This window comes from Flavobacterium sp. CF108 (assembly GCF_900129795.1).
GTDB lineage: Bacteria > Bacteroidota > Bacteroidia > Flavobacteriales > Flavobacteriaceae > Flavobacterium.
In genome coordinates this window covers 647,155-664,253 of the sequence record NZ_FQWW01000002.1, presented here as the reverse complement: position 1 = coordinate 664,253, position 17,099 = coordinate 647,155, and the positions used below count along the sequence as shown (strand labels likewise).

The window sequence follows — 17,099 nt, the reverse complement described above, 5'->3', positions numbered from 1 at the left end:
GATTTCTATTCAGATTCGGAGTTGATTTTCGTAACCAAATATTCTTTGCCCACAATTTCAGAACAGGTTGAAACAGCACCAATTGTTACGCCCAAAACGCCGTGCATATTGATACTCTGCCCTGTAAGATATAAATTATCTAATTTGGTTTTTGCCGGGATTAACGTTTTCATCGGATTGTTTGAATCTTTCACATAACCGTACATATTTCCGTTATAACCGCCAATATAATCCCGATAAGAAAGCGGAGTAGAAGTATGAATTGATTTTATACAATCTCTGATTCCCGGAAATTTAAGCTCAATTTCGTCTAAAAATTTAGCTGTTTTTCGCGATTTATATTCCTCATAACTCTCGCCGCGATTGCTTTCTTCGGCTGTTGTATTAAAAGTGTCGATCCAAGGCGCAACATCTTCATATTTCATGTAGGTTATAAACGTCATTCCTTCGGCCCAGATTTCCTCTTTTTTTGAAGCATTCATGGAAGCCATAAAACCTTTTGGCCACGAATCTTCATCATATTCATGCGCGGTCCAGACTTCGCTGCTTTTCTTGAAATGATAAAAATTATGATTGATATATTTAAAAGTGTGAGGCTTAAAAACAATATATAAACTAAAGGCAGAAATTACAGCTTCAAGACTTTGTACACGATTAACAAAAGCTTTTCTGAAGTTTTCTTCGCCAGCCATTTTCAGGGTAGTTTTAGGTTCGATATTCGAAATAAAGATGGAACCAAAAACTTTCGTTCCATCTTTTAATTCAACAAAATTGACTTTATTATCTTCAACATTAAAACGTGTCACTTCTTTGTATTTATAAAATTCGCCGCCGTATTTTTTAAGTTGTTTTAAAAGCTGTTTTGTAATCTGGCTTCCACCGTTAATACATCGCCACGAACTTTGAATATAAGAGTTTACAGAAAGTGCATGAACGTAAAAAGGCGATTTATCCGGAATGCCTGCATACAAAAAATTCGAACCGGCAAGAACCGCTTTTAGTTTTTCATTCTGCGTACACTCTTCAATAGTTTCTTTTGCGTTTAATGCCAGAATTTCATTTTCGTATTTTCCTTCCCAGTTTAAATTGTAAAGCGGAAAAGCATCGCAGATGGTTTGCAGTTTTTCGCAGTATTTTTCAATATTTGCTTTTTCTTCAGGAAAAAAAGCAGTTAGTTGATCTGCAAAATTTTCATAACCCTGCGCATGCGGATATTCGTTTTGATCGTCTTCAAAAGAGATCATATCGTAACAATTTTCATCTAATTTTTTTAGATTCAAATGGTCAATAATGCCAATATATTTAAAATATTTATACAAATTTTGACCTTCGGCTAAACCTCCAATGTAATGAATTCCGGTATCAAAAATAGTTTTATCACGAACAAAAGTCTGTAGATTTCCGCCGTATTGATTGTTCTTTTCGAGCACACAAACCCTGTAGCCTTCTTTAGCTAAAATTATAGACGAAACCAATCCGCCTAAACCGCTGCCAACAATTACTACATCGTACTGCTCTTTCATTTATTTTTTATTTAATAGCGTAATACCTTTTTCTTCAGAAATAATTTCAAAACCAGAATTAATCAATTTTGTTTTATAATGCAGAGAATTAATCAAGATTACAGAAGAAAATCTAGAGACAAAAATTTCAGCATTGTCATTATAACTTTGATCAGAAATTAAAAGAATCTCATGTTGATTTTCAACTACAGAATCTAGTGTATCCAGATAAGATATTTTTCTCTTTTTTAGAAAATAATTAGTTTTCGCAACGGCTGATTTTTCTTCATCATTTATAAAAGAAACTATTTTTCGCTGCGGTTCCTGCAAAGTCAATAAGACGTCTAATTGTCCATAATCATTGCCAAGATGCAAAATTTTAGCTTTAGGATTAATGTATTTATTTAAATTGAAATACGTTTCCAGATTCTGTTTTAAATCTTTTTTTACAGCATCACCAACTTCAATTTCTTTATAATCGTAACTATTAATCAGCATTTTTTTGAAATAATCTACGCCTTCTAATTGCTGGCGAATTTTTCGATGTTCTGCTTTAAAAAAGGTACTTATTTGTTTTGTTCTTTCGGCATAATTATTTCCGAAAGAAGTATTTTCAGGAGTAATTCGCTCTAAAATGGTAACCGTTAAACTTCCGTCATGAATAACAAAATCACCCTTCGGAATTAACTCTGAAGCACCATGAATTACAACCGGAATGATGTCTAATTTAAATTCTTCGGCAAGAAAAAATGCACCTTTATGGAATCGCTTAATTACATTATTTTCTGAACGGGTTCCTTCCGGAAAAACCATTAAAGAATATCCTTCGTTTACTTTTTTACGCAAATGTTCAACGCCGCCTTCTAAACCTTCAGAAACTGGATAAAAACCAGCTTTTCTAACAACGCCGCCAAAAATAGGAGAATTGTAAACCCAGTCGCTTACCAGAAAAATAATTTTCGGGCTCAGCATTCCAATCGATAAAATATCTAAAAATGAAGAATGATTGGCAATAATAACGGCTGGTTTTTCAAACGTTTCATTAAAATTGTTAACGACTTTTTTGCGAATAAATGGGTTAGAATATAATACCGATTTCATGTATTTTGAAACCACATATCTAAAACCTTTCATTTTTGTTTTTTTGCTAAGCGGCAAAATCGGCATTAATGTGAAACTAAAAAGCGACATTAAAATTCCGCCCAAACCGTAATAGAAAAATGACATTACGCCATAAATAAAAGTGCGTAATTGAAAAGGCGGATTTCCGTTTTTAGGTCTGTTTGACAAAAATAATTTAAACAGAATTGGGTAAAAAATGAACGTAATAATTAACGCTGCAAAAACTCCAATTAATGAAACGGAAGAAATAGAGCGCAGCGCCGGATGTTTGGCAAAAATCATCGCGCCAATTCCTAAAATGGTCGTAATTACCGCCAGAATAATGGAAGTTCTGTAAATGGCAATTTCGTTTTTTCCGGTTGTATATTCTTTCTGTAAAGCACTTGTCATGAAAATACTAAAATCGACACCGTGACCAAAAATCAATGTGCAGACAATCATACTGAAAATATTCATTTGAATGCCAAAAATGCCCATAATTCCAGCCGTAACAATTCCCGTTAAAGCAATTGGAATACAGCTTACGATTACCAATTCAATTCTTCGGAAAAAGAAAAACAGAATTAAAATTACGGCAACAAAAGAGTAATTGACAAGCGAATTAAAATCGGTTTTTAAAGTGCTGAAAAAAGTTTCGTTCATTTGCTGACGATCAATTGCAATTAAATTTTCTTTTGCAGAAGTTGACTTTACAAATTTGTCGCGCTGTTCCCGCTTAACTTTTACTAAAGTCGAAATCGTGTAAAAACCATTTTTTTCGGTTACAAATTCTTTCAGCTGTAACGCCTGGATTTTTAAATAATCTTGAGTAGAAATAGGTTTGAAATCAAAATCTAAATGATCAAAAAACAGGGAATAAGTGGTTGGCTTAAAGCCGAGTTTTGAACCTTCGGCAATTAATTGAGATTTTAAAATTTGTTTTTTTTCTGAGTTCCAAAAGGAATTCCATTTTGCAATTTTTTGTTCCTGTTCTTTTTGGGAAAGTACAATTCCGCCAACGGAACTAAAATTCAATATTTTGTCTTGTTGTTTTTCTTTTGATAAATCGGCAAAAAGTTTGCTGTTGTTTTGCAAAACTTCTTCCATACTTTTTCCGTAAGCCGCGACATAAATGGTTTTTGAAGTTAAGCTAGTACTTTCTTCCAATTGTTTTTCGGCCGCTTTAATATCTTTCGGAACAAAATTTAACTGCGATAAATCGTTATTGAAACCAACATCGTTATACGTAAAACAGCAAATAATGGTAATGATAACACAAAAACCAATTAAGAATTTGTTATTGTGAAATGAAAAATGAGCCAGTTTATCGATCGCATTTTTCTTGCGTTCAGAATTGTTTTCTTTTGGTTTGTACAAATGCGGAACAATCAAAAGTGAAAAAATTCCGGCTGCCATTACGATAACGGCGGCAAAAATTCCGAGATCATTTAAGGCATCAGATTTTACAAAAAGCAGACATAAAAAGGCAACAGCAGTTGTTGAACTGCTCATAATTACCGGCATTGTAATGTCTTTATACAATGTTTTGATGTCACTGTTATGTTTGTAATGCGTAAGAATGTGAAGCGAATAATCGATCGTAATTCCTAATAAAATAGATCCAATTCCGAGAGAAATGGCTGAGATTTGTTCTTTTACAAAATATAAAAACGCAACGGCAAATAAAGCTCCGAAAGCGGTTGGCAGGAAAATAATTAACGGAATCAATATTTTTCTGTAAAACAAAATCAAAATCAGCATCAGCGTAATCATGGCAATTGTTGTCGTTAAAACAATATCGCTTTTAATTTGTTTTGCATTTGCGGCCGCAATTAATGCGGAACCAAAATAACTTACAGAACTTTTTCCTTTAAATTGCTTATTTAAATTTTCCTGAATTGATTTTAGTTTTTCGGCAAAAATGCTGTTTTTTTCTGTTTCGCTTGAAGAAATATCTGAGGTTATAAAAAGCAGTAATTTCTTTTTATCCTTTGTCATTACAAAACCATTGTCGAGCGTAAAATCGTCGCCAATATTTAATTGCTGTAATTTTTTTAAAGCGATAAAAGAAATCCCAAGCGGATCCTGCAGAATAAAATCTTTGGTAATAAATCCCGAAGGCGAAATAATCGATTTGTAATTTCCCTGAACCGTTGCTGCAATGCTGTCTTTTTGCAGTTTAGTTTGAATGGCAGCATAATCTTTATCTTCCAGAAAAAGGGGTAGATTGTTGTAAACAAAATCAATAGTTTCCTGAATGTTTTCTTCATCAACTTTTCCCTGAATTCCGCTTATGTAAGGTTTGCAGGATTTAGCAACGCTGTCTGAAAAAGCCGCAGCTATTTCTTTTAAATCTTCGGCAGAACCGTTTTTTTCGAGTTTGAAAATAACGGTCGTTTTATCGGCAAAGTTTAATTGTTTTAAAACTTTTGCAGTGGCATCGGCTTTGTCGTTTGTTGGAATAAGTTTGGTAATGTCTTCTTCAAACTTAATTCGGGAAGCAAAAAATCCAAATACCAAAAGCATCAAAACGGCCAAAAGAACCGAGAGAGATTTTCTTCGGTTTACAAATAAATGAATGGCGTAAAAGTATTGATGCATAATTATTTATTATTGTTTTTTGCCACAGATTAAAAGATTAGCTTTAGTTTGTCACCCTGAGCGAAGTCGAAGGGCGTTCCAATTGGACGTGGGCTTCGACTTCGCTTAGCCTGACAAACTGGATAGGAAAATCATTTTAGTCCGTGTAATCTGTGGCAAAACCTTATTTAATATTCGTTTTGTTTTTAGAACTAAAAGCGCTTAAAAGCAAATAACTTATAAGCCCAGCTGATAGTGCTAAAACGGATGCTAAAATAAGACTTCCGACGATATATTGTGCAGCGTTTTTTTGAATATCGTCGAGTGTGGCCGAACTATCTAAAATTAACGGCGCATCGCTCGAAATAAAAAGACTTCCCGTTTTTAAAGAACCGTAGATTACCAGCGGAATGAAAGGTGGAAAACTCACATTTGACGACAAAAAAGCGATTACTTTATTGAGCCTGAATAAAGCGGCAAAAGTAAAAAGAAGTATGGTTTGAAATCCCCAAAAAGGTGAAATTCCGATAAAAATTCCCAGAGCAATTGACGCGGATTTTGTGAAATTAGAATCGTTGCTTTCTAAAATATCTTCTAGAAAAAACTTTTTAAAACCTTTTTTTTTTGCTCGCCGAAAGAAATCGCGAGGTTTAATATACAACAAGGCATTGGCTACCAAAACTGTATTTAAAATACTGATTCTGGTAAAATCTCTGAAAGGTCGAAAATGCGAAACACGTTCTGCCGGATCATACAAAACCTGAATTGGAATATTTTTGACCACAATTCCTTTCCATGCTGAACGAACAATCACTTCGATTTCAAACTCAAATTTATTGGTATAAAATCGTTTCGGAATTAATTTTAGAGGATATAATCTAAAACCAGATTGCGTGTCCTGAAGTTCAATTCCGGTTTCAAACTTAAACCAGAAATTGGAGAATTTGTTTCCGAAACTGCTTTTCTTAGGAACATTTTCCTGCGTCATGTTTCGGCTTCCTATTAAAAGCGAATTGGGTTCATTTTGAATTGCTGAAATAAAACCAGGAATATCAGAAGCGAAATGCTGACCATCAGAATCTATCGTGATTGCATATTCAAAATTCATTTCAATTGCTTTTCTAAAACCATTTCGCAGCGCTCTTCCTTTACCTAAATTTTTAGGATGATGAATTTGAGTAAACTGCAAATATTGTTTTAAAATTTCGTTGGTTTCGTCTGTCGAACCATCGTTGACGATAATGATATTTTGAGTGAAATCTAAAATAGAATCCAACACTTTTTTCAATGTTTTATGGTTATTGTAAGTGGGTACAATAACACAAAAAGAAGTTGAATCGAGCAATTCCTGCTTTGATAAAATAGGTTTCATGGAGAATTTTTCATGAGCTTATTTTACAAACTGCTTCTCTTTGTCAGAGAAACTTTTCGATTGTAAAACAAAGTCTTTTAGATAATCTTTCAACGCTGCATTTTGTTCTGCATAATGCGCGGTGATGAATTTTTTATCTTCTTTAATATTTTTTTTATAGCCCGTAACTCCAGGAACATTTTCCTGAATACTTAGCCTGATCATTCTAATTTCGATATTGTTAGGTTCACTTTTTATAGTCGATTCAAGAAGTTTTGCACCTTCTTTAAAACGAGCAATTTTATTTTTTAATTTATCTTTAAACTTCGAATCTAATAAAATTGAAGCGGCTTTGTACGCTACTAAAGTTGCATCATCGTTAGGAGAAACGCCGGCAAGTTTTTCGGTAAATTCTTTAGCGTTTGTTTCAGATTTTATAACATCAGGATATATTTTTCTGATAGAAGCCAAATCTGGCGTTCCAGAAAAATTTATCCATAGAAGTAATGACAATAGTAATTTCATAATTATAATTTTTTGTACACATTGCTTAATTTTAAAGCAACAGTGTCGTTAAAATATGTGGTGTTTTTCACCTTTACCAAATCATCTTCTGTGGTTGTTATGTCAAGTTCTAAACGGAGTTCCGGATTTGTCTCCGGATTAATCAATGCCATGAATTTTACATTCGAAAGTGTTTGTATTATCAAGGAACTTTTTATGATTGACTCCACAAGTTCTTTAATAATTTGAATCATGCAAACGCCGGGCATTATTGGATTTTCAGGAAAATGACCTTTAAAAACCTCATGATTGGCATTAACTAATATACGAATATTATATTTAGCATCGCCAGTTTTCTCCTCTGAAAGTACTTTGTAAAAGTCTTTTAAAACCATAATTTTTTATTATTTTCCGAATGTATATGCGGCACCAAATTGAAACACTAAGTTAGAATTTGTAGTTGCGGCTCCGTTTGCATCATCAAATGCATCCATTACTCCTTTTTTGATTCTTGCTTCAAATGCAATTCCTTTTGGCAGACTAAATCCTAGGCCGCCAATAATTCCAAAATCGATATCTTCAGCATTGGAAACATTTGCAAAAAAATTATTTGATTTATCGTATTTAATTTCTTTTCCAACAATAATATCAGCAAAAGGACCGGCTAAAAAATAGATGTTTTCTGTAATGTTAAACTTATTCATGGTTACAAAAGATAAATACTGAAGTGAAATATCTAAATCTCTGTTTTCATAAGTTAGTCCGGATTGACCGTCTGGGTAATAAACAGGATAAAAACCTTCAATAGAGCCTTTTGCTCCTTGTCTTGAATACGTTATTTCTGGCTGTAAAGTATAAACTTTTCCAAGTTTTAAAGCTCCAAAAGCACCAATGTAAAAATCTGTTTTACTATTTAGATCCAAGTCAGAGCCTGTTATTTTAGAAATATTAACTCCCGCTTGAATTCCCGGTCTAAAAGTTACTTGAGCTTGTGTGTTTACAAATGCAAAAAACACCAATGCAATAATGGCTAAATTTTTAGTATTCATATTTTATTTTACGTTAAAAGAGTAGGTAATACCTATTTGAAAATTGACATTAGTATTATAATCACCAAAAAAATAATCATTGTTAGAATTATTATAATAATAATCGCTGTCTAAAACATCAAAAAGACCTTTTTTAAATCGAAATTCAAATCCAAGTCCCGAAGGCATTTTATAGGCAATACCTGTAACAAACGAAAGATCATTATTTGTTTTTCTAAAAGCTAAATTGTCGTCTAAAAGAACATCTAAAGCCGAACCAAACTGTACTTGTAAACCTTGTCCAAATTTAAATTTGTTAATCAAACCAATCGACAAATAACTTATTTGTAAATCCTGATAAACGATTCTTTCTGTCTGCGTATTTGGGTCAATAAAATTTCTGGCAACGTTATTAGAACCTTGCCTGATATAATTTATTTCGGGTTGAAGCGCATAACGTTTCGATAAGTTTATTTCTCCAAAACCGCCAATATAAAAATCGGGTCTGTAATTGGCATGCGTTTCTGAAATGGTCGACAAACTTAAACCGGCTCTTAAACCGGGTTTAAAAGTTGCCTGGGCTTGCAGTTTTAAGATTGCAAAAAAAACGAATAAGACAAACGCTAATTTCTTTTTATGCATTATTTTACTTTAAAAGTATAGCTGATTCCTATTTGAAAAACCTGATTTAAAATAACATCATTGTAATAATAATCATCATTGTTATTATCAAGTCCGTCATAACCATAAATATCTATCAATCCTTGTTTAATTCTGGCTTCAAAAGTTAATCCATTTGGAAGCGTATAACCCACACCGCCCACAATGGCAAGGTCAAAACCTTCAGGGTTCGTGTTTATATAGTTATCGCCCACTTTAATATCTAAAGAAGGCCCGGCTAAAACGTGAAAACCTTTCCCTCCAAAATGATATTTTGCAACTGCACCAAGTGTCAGGTAATTTAATTCATACTTTTCAGAATAATAACGGCCGTTTTCAAAATATCTTCCTTCATCACCTTGTCTAGAATAGGTTATCTCAGGCTGCAGCGAAAAATATCTATTAAATTTAATGTCTACCAATCCACCAATATAAAAATCAGTTTTAGAGCTATTATCATCAATATTGGTTAAAGTTGAGATATTTAAACCGCCTCTAAGTCCAGGGCTAACTTTTACCTGTGCTTGCGATTTTACAAGACCGATAAATAAAACGAATGCAATTAAGGTTATTTTTTTCATCTTTTTATTAGTTTAATTTTATGGTTAGTTTAATTTTCTACTCTGATTTAAAATAATTTAGCTCAATTTTAAGCTTAATATTTTGATGAATAATCTGAATCTTTTCAGCAAAAATATTGTTTTCTGAATTGAAATACAGCGTAAATTTCTCTTTTGTTTTAGATGCGTGAACAATCTTTTCTAATTTTTGATCTTTTTTTGAAATAAAAATATAATTGTCCCGTTTTCCATCAGCCGATTTATAAATGTTATTTGATTCGTTTTCAAATTGTTCCTGAATCAAATATTGTTTTTTTAAAAGCAGTCTAAAATCTTCTTTTAAAGTATTAATTAAAATTTTCCGATCTAATTCCGATACAATCGAATTGACTTTAAAATCATTTTCAGAGATTTCAAAATCCATTAATTTGTTTCCGAATTCTGTTGTAAAAACAATTCGGTGTGTGGTGTCATTTATTTTTTTGGCAATGAAAATTCCCGACAATTCATTTCCGTAAACGCTAATGTTGGTTTTATAAACATAATCGGTTTTTGAATCTGAAAAATACGGAACGTCATAAGACGTTTTGTCTAATTTTTTTGGCGTATAGTTTTTTGTGACCGAGCCGCAAGAAACCAATACAATTGCCAGAAAGCAATTAATTAGTAAAAACTGAATCGTCGATTTTTGCATTGATTACTTTATTTTTAAGTACAATTCTGGTATAATCTTCAGATGATTCTAATAATTTTACCTGAACCACAGTGGCTTCTTCTTTGTCAAAAGTCAATTCGATTTGTTTGATGTATTTTTTCAGCGTTGCATCTTTCGGAATAAATTTCGCTAAGTTTTGGCCTTTCAATTTAAAATACGAAATCGTAAACTCTTTATCGTCAAACATATTTCCGCTTACGCTTCCAATAATCAATTTATTAATTCGTGCAAAGATTTTGCTGTTGCCAATATCAACTGCGCTTTTCTTTCCTTCGTCGTTAATCAGGATTTTACCGTTCTTAAAAACAATGCTGTAATTGTATGGTTTTTTATATTGCCATTGCAAAAGAGCAGGTTCTTTAAAAACCATTTTCCCCGAAGTTTCAATATCTTTCGATAAAAAATCTAAATGTTTGTACTGAACAAAATCAGTACTTAAAGTTTTGATTTTTTTCGCCACCACATTTACATCTTGCTTAAAAGAAGCAATTTCGGCATCGGTCATTTTTTGTTCCTGCGCGAACAAACTTCCTGAAAAAAATAGAATTAATAATGCTATTTTAGTTTTCATATTTTTTTAAATTGTGCTTATTATCTGCCACGAATTACACCAATTTTCACGAATTTTAATTTAATAAATCCGTTTTTTATCTGCGTTTTCGCTTTAGCGAATCCGTTTCATCCGCGTTCAATTTCATAAGCATTAAGATTCAGTAATTCTTCAATCGAAACCACTTCATAATCATTCTGCTGTAAAAATTGCAAAAACTGTTCCAATACTAAAACAGAGTGTGATCCGGTATCGTGCAAAAGTACAATTCCGCCCGGAGAAACCCGTTTTATAATTCGATTCAAAATTAATTCCTGATTTTTTGTTCCTCCATCAAGAGAACGAATATTCCAGCCAATTGTTTTATGTCCGGTGATTTTTAAAGCTCTTCGAATCGAAGGTGTCGTAACTCCATAAGGGGGACGAAAGAAGTTTATTTTTTTTGAAGTATATTTTTCCAGCAATTTATCCGTTTTACGAAGTTCCTCCGTTATTTTATCTTCATGATAAAAATCGAAAAACTTAGAATGACTGTAGGAATGATTTCCAACCAAATGTCCTTCTTCAATAACTTTTTGAATAATTTCAGGATGTTTTTCAATGTTTTTTCCGATGCAGAAAAAAGTGGCTTTAGCATTGTATTTTTTCAGAAGCTCTAAAACTTCCAAAGTAAATTCACTTGGGCCGTCATCAAAAGTTAAGGCAATTTTTTTCTCTGTTTCCAGCGGATTATTGCAGAAAGCTTTTACATGATAATTAGAAGAAATTATCGAAGAACCAATTGCATTTATTCCGATCCAGATAAAAATTATAGCAAAAAAATACCACAGATTTATTGCCATAAAAAGATTCAGAAGAAAAACTAAAAGCAATAAAAAGATAAAAAAGATCGAGATGTTTTTATGCGTTATCATTTTGAAAGTAACGTAAAACTATGATTTTTTCCATTTAATTGATTGTACAATAAAATGGTTTTATAAGCTGGTTTTACAGCCGAATTTACTTTTATAATTTCTGGAATTTCCTGTGTTTTTAAAATCTTCGAAGCCATCCAAAAAGCAAAAGCCGAAGCCGTATCATATTCACCGCTCAAATGTTTGTAATACAAAACCGGAGTTTTGGCGAAAGCATTTTCGGCAAGATTTTTATAATAATTTTCGAAAGAAGCATTTCCGTCAAAACCTAAAACTAAAGCGTCAACATCAGAAATTTCTAAATTATTAGATTTCAAAAAAGATTTAATCTCTGTTTCAATTTCGTTTTCTTCCAGCGTATTTACGATTGCAATATCCAGAAGTTCAGCGTATGTATTTTCTTTTCTTTCATTTTCTAAAACAAAAAAACTGGCACCTTCTCCATAAACAGCTCCGCTGGTTTTAGAATTTAAAACATCGTAAGGTGCGGAATTATCTGCTTTAATTCGGCCGTTTAATTTAAAAAGCGAAGTCGTATAATCACCATTTTCATCAACACCGCCCACTAAAATTGAATTCGCTTCGTCTTCCTCAATCTGCATTTTTGCATCCAAAAGTGCTGATTCAAAAGAAACCGCGCCGTTTACATAAGTAAAATTATAACCTTTACATTGCTGTAAAAGTGCAATTTGCGCACCAACTGTATTGTGCGTAGATTGGATAAAAGAAGTTGGTGTTAGAAATTCTTCTTTATTATCCAAAATACTTTTCAGGAATTTTTCAGAATCTTCGATACAGCCTAAACCAGTTCCGGTAATAATCGCATCGACTTTTTCGACATTCGCATCTTTCATGGCTAAAGCCGAAGCTACGATCCCGTTTTTCACTCCTTTTGCCATTCTGCGGCTTGCAGCTGGCGAAATATATTCTTTGTAAGCTGGCGGAACAATTGCCAGTACATTTTCATCGTGATTTACATTGGCCTCTTCCAAAAAAACAGTATCAAATGTTTTTTGAGTCGAAATACAGCCTACTCCATTTATATATGTTTTTTTCATTAGCTTTTTGAAAATATAAGAGTTGAACAATTTCCTCCAAATCCAAAAGAATTAGATAAAACGTGTTCGATATTTTTAGTTATTAATGAAGTCTGCGGAGTCAAATCAAATTCTTCCATCTGAGTTTCAAAATTCAAATTCGGATAAACAACATTATTCTGAATCGCCAAAACACTGTAAACAGCTTCAATTGCCGCCGCAGCTGCTAAAGTATGTCCCGTAAAAGGTTTTGTTGAACTAAAATCCGGAACTTTTTCTTCTTCATAAATTCGGCGTAAAGCTCTTCCTTCAGATAAATCGTTGTTTGGCGTTGCAGTTCCGTGAACGTTGATATAGTCAATTTGAGAAGGTTTTAAACCTGAAACTTCAAAAGCTTTTTTCATCGCCAGAAAAGCACCGTCTCCGTTTTCTGAAGAAGCCGTTTGATGAAAAGCATCATTTGCATTTCCATAACCCGAAACTCTTGCCAATACTTTTTTGTTTTGTTTAGCCACAATTTCATCCGATTCTAAAACCAAAAAAGCAGCAGCTTCTCCAAGATTTAATCCTTTTCTGTTATTGTCGAAAGGTTTGTTGTAGTCGTCAGATAAAATCATCAAAGTCTTAAATCCGTTGATCGTGAATTTTGACAAAGCATCGGCACCGCCAACAATAACACGATCTAATTTTCCGGTTTTAATTAATCTTGCACCCAGCATAATCGAATTTGCGGCAGAGGAACAAGCCGTACTTATTGTGGTAACCATTCCTTTTAAACCTAATTCCTCAGCAATTTTATCTGCAACATCTCCGCCGTCGTGACAGGTAATATATTTTACCAATTCCGGTTTTTCGAAATAATCGTAATAATGTTTCTCTGTCATGTCCATTCCGCCCACACTAGTAGCCGAAATAAGTCCGGTTCTAAATTCATTGATGGAGGTTATGCCGGCATTTTCAACAGCTTGTTTGGCTGCCAAAGTACCAATCATAGCGGTTCTCGAAAAATTATTATCACTGTTTAATTCCAGTTCAGCGATAAGTTCATCGTTGGTTTTTTTGATTTCACCCACTTTGATAACATCTGCATGAACTGTAGAAATATTAGAGATACGGGAAATCCCGATTTTATTTTCGATTAATGAATGATAATTTTCCTCAACCGAATTCCCGATTGCGGAGATAATTCCCATTCCCGTTATTGCAACACCTTTTGCCATTTTAGATTTTAGAGTTTTGATTTTAGATTCTAGAACTTTGTCAAAGTTTCAAACTTTGACAAAGTTGATGGATTTTAAAACATGTTAGATTTTAGATTCCAATAGGAAATCTAAAATCTGAAGTCTAAAATCTAAAATTATTTCGTTCTGTTAGCGCTGATATACGCAGCCATAGTTTCGATAGATTGGAAAATTGTTTTTCCTTCTTTCGGATCTACTAATTTAATTCCGTAATCTTTATCTAAAATCACGATCAATTCAAGTGCATCAATCGAGTCTAAACCTAAACCATCTCCAAACAAAGGATCGTTATCAGCAATGTCTTCAATTGCGATATCTTCAAGGTTTAGAGTAGTAATAATTTTGTTCTTCAATTCTTCTTTTAATGCTTCCATGATTATTTATTGTATAATGTATTGATAGTTTCGTTTTTATATTCTGTGTTTTCGTCTTTACTTATTGTACAGAGAAAAGCTTTATAATTGTCATTAAAAAATTCTACCCAGCCGCATAAAACCATATCTGCTTTATTTGTATTCAACAGAATATTAGAATAATTCGACATAAATTCCGTGTTAAAGGTGTCAAATATAAAGAAAGAATTTTCACTTTTCAGCTGATGGCGGATACTTATTTCGCCCAGACAAATATTTGGGAGTGTATAAACGAAAACCGCCGGACTCGGAAAATAGTTTTCTTTATCTGAAATTGATTCCTGATATTTTACATCGGTATCTAAACTTGACGATTTATTGGCCAAAACCAAAGCAATATTATGCTCTTTTTCTTCTGAAGTTATCGGACTCAAAAGCAATTCTGATCCTAAAAAAGCGAGTTTGCTCAGAGCGTCCATTTTGAAAAACTTTGGATATTGCATTTCAAAATTACGATACGCTTGTTTAGAGAAATCTGCAAAATCTGTTGGTTCAATTTTGAATACAGAAGTTCCGTTCAAAACAATTTCGTTGTTTTGGATGGTGATGTAGGATTGTATGTTGGTTTTATTTTGAGTCATTTTCGCCATCATTGTAAATTCAAAAGAGGTGAATCTTAATTGATTTTTAATATTTTAAAGCTTTTTCCCTCTTTTAGAACATTTCCGTAAACTTTTTCTTCTCTAATATCTTTTTTAATTGCATTCTCTAACTTAAGTAAAGTTTTTTCTAAAAATTCATAATTAACAATCAAGACTCTTTCTGTACTGTAACCAAAACTTCTTTGAATAGTGTCCAAATCAGGAGCATGTCTTTTTTCCCATTCTTTCCCAACAAGTACTTTTTCTATTTCTAATAATCTTTTTTCAATTTCAGGATGGTCATTTAAGAAACCATTTGCTATTGAATCTGCAAATTCTTGTAACTGAGGTCCTGCAGTTTCATTTAGAATGATTGCCTCTTTTATTTCAGTAACGTCATCTAAATCATCGGCATTCATAAAATTAGTTAGATGAAGGCCTTTTTTTATTACTCGTATATCAGCAGTGGTAACTAATATTGCACAAGATAGATAAATGTATTTTCCATTATAAGATGTTCTATCAAGACAGCTTTCAAGGTCATTTTTCAAAAGATGAGGCATAGCGAAACGAAGCTGAAAAACACCATGCTTCGCTCCATTTGTATTCCCATTTCCATCATTTGAAAGTTCAATGCCATTAACACAATATCCTATTTCTTTTTCAAATTGATTTACTGCGTTATAACCAATTCTAAACGGAACTAAATCTTCAGTTGAATTTATTAATCCAGTTGGTACAATATCATTTGGGTAAGGAGAAAAAATCCAAGAAGTTCCAGGCTGTCTATATTTACATTCAATAAGCATTGATAATACAATAAGTCTGTCATCATTATCTAAGCATTTATAAGATCTTAAATCAACAGAAAATTCGGTTAATTCATTTTTTTCATTAGGTCTGATGTATGGATATTCACCGAAAATAGAATGACCTAAATTATCAAGAATGTTAGAGGTTACGTATTCTAGTGGTAGCCCAGTTTTAAAAAAACCAGTTTTCCATTTATTATTAGAGGTCGTTTTTTTTTCCATTTTAATTTTCTACTTTTTAATAATTGGCTTTACTTCACTTTCTCAAAAACTACAGCCGTATTACAACCTCCAAACCCGGAAGCTGTTTTCAAAAAATAATCAATATTCTTTTCTTCATTTTTCTCAATAACATTTACAGCTTCACTAACCCCAATTTCATCAAAACCTTTTGATTCAAAAAGCATATTTTGATTGGCTGATTCAATTGCAATTACCGTTTCTAATAATCCCGAGGCGCCTAATGTATGACCGTAAAAACCTTTTAAACTATTTACAGGAATATTTTGTAAACCTAAACGATTTAAGGCAATCGCTTCCATTTCGTCGTTGAATGGAGTTGCGGTTCCGTGTGCTGAAATATAATCTAGTTTGTCGGCTTCGATTTGAGCTTCTTTTAAAGCATTTTGAATACTTCTAAACAAACCTTCGCCCGTTCTTGACGGTCCAGAAATATGATTCGCATCGTTTATCGAACTGTCACCAATTACTTTTATTTTGGCGTTTTTGGCTTCCGCCGAAATTAAAACAGCTGCTGTTGCTTCGCCTAAACTTACTCCGGTTCTGTTTTTAGAATACGGTTTGCAAGGCAGATCGCTCATAGCTTGAAACGCATTAAAACCAGATAAAACAAATTCTGAAACTTCGTCGCCAGCGACTACAAAAACATTGTCGTATAATTCAGACTGAATCATTCTTTTAGCAATTGAAACTGCTAAAATTCCAGAAACACAGGCATTAGATACTACAATCGGCTGTGTTTTAAATCCAAAGAAATCTGAAATGTTTTTCGCTAAAACATCTAAATGTGCATTGTTGAAACTTTCATCAGAATCATTTGCTAAAGCCGTAACATTTCCTTTTGTGGTAGAAAGTATAAAAGCTGTTTTGGAGTTTAATTCAACTCCTGAGTTTTTGATAATCGGCTCTAAAGCCAAAATCATCATTTTCTCTAAACGGGAATATTTGGTTTCAGTGCTGATTTTTGAAAAAGCACTGTTTATTTTTTCATCATTAATAATCGAAGCATAAAATGAATTGGGCATTAAAGAAATGTCATTATGAAGCTGAATGCCAGAATTGCCGTGAAGAATGGCGCTGATATTCGATTCGACATCAAAACCTAAAGGTGTGATACAATTGGTTTGCGTAATGTATATTTCTTTTGACATTTTATGATTCTCAGTTTCTCCTGCAAGGTTTTTAAAACCTTGTAGGTATTTATTTTAAAGCTTTATCTGAAAAAATGGCTCGCAGATTTTACAGATTAAACAGGTTTACACAGATTATTTTATTTTATACCTACAAGGTTTTGAAAACCTTGCAGGAAA

Annotated in this window: 17 protein-coding genes; all 17 read right to left on the bottom strand. The window is 32.8% G+C overall.

Annotation, left to right across the window (positions count from 1 at the left end):
- Positions 1-5: 5 nt before the first annotated feature.
- Complete coding sequence (locus tag BUE10_RS08190) at positions 6-1,523, bottom strand: phytoene desaturase family protein (protein WP_073484006.1); 1,518 nt, start codon at positions 1,521-1,523, stop codon at positions 6-8.
- Entirely contained in the window at positions 1,524-5,204 is a 3,681-nt protein-coding gene (locus BUE10_RS08185; RefSeq protein WP_073484004.1) for a 1-acyl-sn-glycerol-3-phosphate acyltransferase, read from the bottom strand.
- Between the two features lie 163 nt (positions 5,205-5,367).
- Positions 5,368-6,555: a DUF2062 domain-containing protein gene (locus tag BUE10_RS08180; RefSeq protein WP_073484002.1), complete on the bottom strand. Its 1,188-nt coding sequence runs from the start codon at positions 6,553-6,555 to the stop codon at positions 5,368-5,370.
- An 18-nt stretch (positions 6,556-6,573) separates the two neighbouring features.
- Positions 6,574-7,059: a hypothetical protein gene (locus tag BUE10_RS08175; RefSeq protein ID WP_073484001.1), complete on the bottom strand. Its 486-nt coding sequence runs from the start codon at positions 7,057-7,059 to the stop codon at positions 6,574-6,576.
- Between the two features lie 2 nt (positions 7,060-7,061).
- Positions 7,062-7,433 carry an ApeI family dehydratase gene (locus BUE10_RS08170; protein ID WP_073483999.1) on the bottom strand — a complete coding sequence of 124 codons (372 nt, stop codon included), beginning with the start codon at positions 7,431-7,433 and terminating at the stop codon, positions 7,062-7,064.
- Positions 7,434-7,442: 9 nt separating this feature from the next.
- Complete coding sequence (locus tag BUE10_RS08165) at positions 7,443-8,087, bottom strand: outer membrane beta-barrel protein (protein WP_073483997.1); 645 nt, start codon at positions 8,085-8,087, stop codon at positions 7,443-7,445.
- Positions 8,088-8,090: 3 nt separating this feature from the next.
- Positions 8,091-8,708, bottom strand: coding sequence for an outer membrane beta-barrel protein (locus BUE10_RS08160; RefSeq protein WP_073483995.1), 618 nt, complete (start codon positions 8,706-8,708; stop codon positions 8,091-8,093).
- Positions 8,708-9,307 (bottom strand): porin family protein, encoded by a 600-nt coding sequence (locus BUE10_RS08155; RefSeq protein ID WP_073483993.1) that lies wholly within the window; start codon positions 9,305-9,307, stop codon positions 8,708-8,710. Before BUE10_RS08155 ends, BUE10_RS08160 begins: the two co-directional genes overlap by 1 nt.
- A 37-nt stretch (positions 9,308-9,344) precedes the next feature.
- The gene (locus tag BUE10_RS08150; protein ID WP_073483991.1) at positions 9,345-9,980 is read right to left on the bottom strand and encodes a flexirubin biosynthesis protein LolB2; all 636 of its coding nucleotides are present in this window, start codon (positions 9,978-9,980) and stop codon (positions 9,345-9,347) included.
- Positions 9,946-10,572 carry a flexirubin biosynthesis/transport protein LolA2 gene (locus BUE10_RS08145; protein ID WP_073483989.1) on the bottom strand — a complete coding sequence of 209 codons (627 nt, stop codon included), beginning with the start codon at positions 10,570-10,572 and terminating at the stop codon, positions 9,946-9,948. The genes BUE10_RS08150 and BUE10_RS08145 overlap by 35 nt, the downstream gene beginning before the upstream one ends.
- A 107-nt stretch (positions 10,573-10,679) precedes the next feature.
- Positions 10,680-11,393: a polysaccharide deacetylase family protein gene (locus tag BUE10_RS08140; RefSeq protein WP_234984724.1), complete on the bottom strand. Its 714-nt coding sequence runs from the start codon at positions 11,391-11,393 to the stop codon at positions 10,680-10,682.
- A gap of 68 nt (positions 11,394-11,461) precedes the next feature.
- On the bottom strand, positions 11,462-12,523 hold the full coding sequence (locus BUE10_RS08135; protein ID WP_073483985.1) for a beta-ketoacyl synthase N-terminal-like domain-containing protein: 1,062 nt from the start codon (positions 12,521-12,523) through the stop codon (positions 11,462-11,464).
- Positions 12,523-13,722, bottom strand: coding sequence for a beta-ketoacyl-[acyl-carrier-protein] synthase family protein (locus BUE10_RS08130; RefSeq protein WP_073483983.1), 1,200 nt, complete (start codon positions 13,720-13,722; stop codon positions 12,523-12,525). Before BUE10_RS08130 ends, BUE10_RS08135 begins: the two co-directional genes overlap by 1 nt.
- A gap of 137 nt (positions 13,723-13,859) precedes the next feature.
- A complete protein-coding gene (locus BUE10_RS08125) occupies positions 13,860-14,117 on the bottom strand; it encodes a phosphopantetheine-binding protein (protein ID WP_017496902.1) in 258 nt (85 codons plus the stop codon).
- Between the two features lie 2 nt (positions 14,118-14,119).
- Entirely contained in the window at positions 14,120-14,737 is a 618-nt protein-coding gene (locus tag BUE10_RS08120) for a 3-oxoacyl-ACP synthase (RefSeq protein WP_073483981.1), read from the bottom strand.
- A gap of 35 nt (positions 14,738-14,772) precedes the next feature.
- Complete coding sequence (locus BUE10_RS08115; protein ID WP_073483979.1) at positions 14,773-15,771, bottom strand: hypothetical protein; 999 nt, start codon at positions 15,769-15,771, stop codon at positions 14,773-14,775.
- A 29-nt stretch (positions 15,772-15,800) separates the two neighbouring features.
- The gene (locus BUE10_RS08110; protein WP_073483977.1) at positions 15,801-16,940 is read right to left on the bottom strand and encodes a beta-ketoacyl-[acyl-carrier-protein] synthase family protein; all 1,140 of its coding nucleotides are present in this window, start codon (positions 16,938-16,940) and stop codon (positions 15,801-15,803) included.
- Positions 16,941-17,099 lie beyond the last annotated feature (159 nt).

What these genes read in the sequence shown, in the direction of transcription:
- BUE10_RS08135 (WP_073483985.1), bottom strand. Translation starts at nt 12,523, where the DNA reads ATGAAAAAAACATATATAAATGGAGTAGGCTGTATTTCGACTCAAAAA.
- BUE10_RS08140 (WP_234984724.1), bottom strand. Translation starts at nt 11,393, where the DNA reads ATGGCAATAAATCTGTGGTATTTTTTTGCTATAATTTTTATCTGGATC.
- BUE10_RS08130 (WP_073483983.1), bottom strand. Translation starts at nt 13,722, where the DNA reads ATGGCAAAAGGTGTTGCAATAACGGGAATGGGAATTATCTCCGCAATC.
- BUE10_RS08160 (WP_073483995.1), bottom strand. Translation starts at nt 8,708, where the DNA reads ATGCATAAAAAGAAATTAGCGTTTGTCTTATTCGTTTTTTTTGCAATC.
- BUE10_RS08165 (WP_073483997.1), bottom strand. Translation starts at nt 8,087, where the DNA reads ATGAATACTAAAAATTTAGCCATTATTGCATTGGTGTTTTTTGCATTT.
- BUE10_RS08125 (WP_017496902.1), bottom strand. Translation starts at nt 14,117, where the DNA reads ATGGAAGCATTAAAAGAAGAATTGAAGAACAAAATTATTACTACTCTA.
- BUE10_RS08170 (WP_073483999.1), bottom strand. Translation starts at nt 7,433, where the DNA reads ATGGTTTTAAAAGACTTTTACAAAGTACTTTCAGAGGAGAAAACTGGC.
- BUE10_RS08115 (WP_073483979.1), bottom strand. Translation starts at nt 15,771, where the DNA reads ATGGAAAAAAAAACGACCTCTAATAATAAATGGAAAACTGGTTTTTTT.
- BUE10_RS08110 (WP_073483977.1), bottom strand. Translation starts at nt 16,940, where the DNA reads ATGTCAAAAGAAATATACATTACGCAAACCAATTGTATCACACCTTTA.
- BUE10_RS08145 (WP_073483989.1), bottom strand. Translation starts at nt 10,572, where the DNA reads ATGAAAACTAAAATAGCATTATTAATTCTATTTTTTTCAGGAAGTTTG.
- BUE10_RS08180 (WP_073484002.1), bottom strand. Translation starts at nt 6,555, where the DNA reads ATGAAACCTATTTTATCAAAGCAGGAATTGCTCGATTCAACTTCTTTT.
- BUE10_RS08185 (WP_073484004.1), bottom strand. Translation starts at nt 5,204, where the DNA reads ATGCATCAATACTTTTACGCCATTCATTTATTTGTAAACCGAAGAAAA.
- BUE10_RS08190 (WP_073484006.1), bottom strand. Translation starts at nt 1,523, where the DNA reads ATGAAAGAGCAGTACGATGTAGTAATTGTTGGCAGCGGTTTAGGCGGA.
- BUE10_RS08175 (WP_073484001.1), bottom strand. Translation starts at nt 7,059, where the DNA reads ATGAAATTACTATTGTCATTACTTCTATGGATAAATTTTTCTGGAACG.
- BUE10_RS08150 (WP_073483991.1), bottom strand. Translation starts at nt 9,980, where the DNA reads ATGCAAAAATCGACGATTCAGTTTTTACTAATTAATTGCTTTCTGGCA.
- BUE10_RS08120 (WP_073483981.1), bottom strand. Translation starts at nt 14,737, where the DNA reads ATGACTCAAAATAAAACCAACATACAATCCTACATCACCATCCAAAAC.
- BUE10_RS08155 (WP_073483993.1), bottom strand. Translation starts at nt 9,307, where the DNA reads ATGAAAAAAATAACCTTAATTGCATTCGTTTTATTTATCGGTCTTGTA.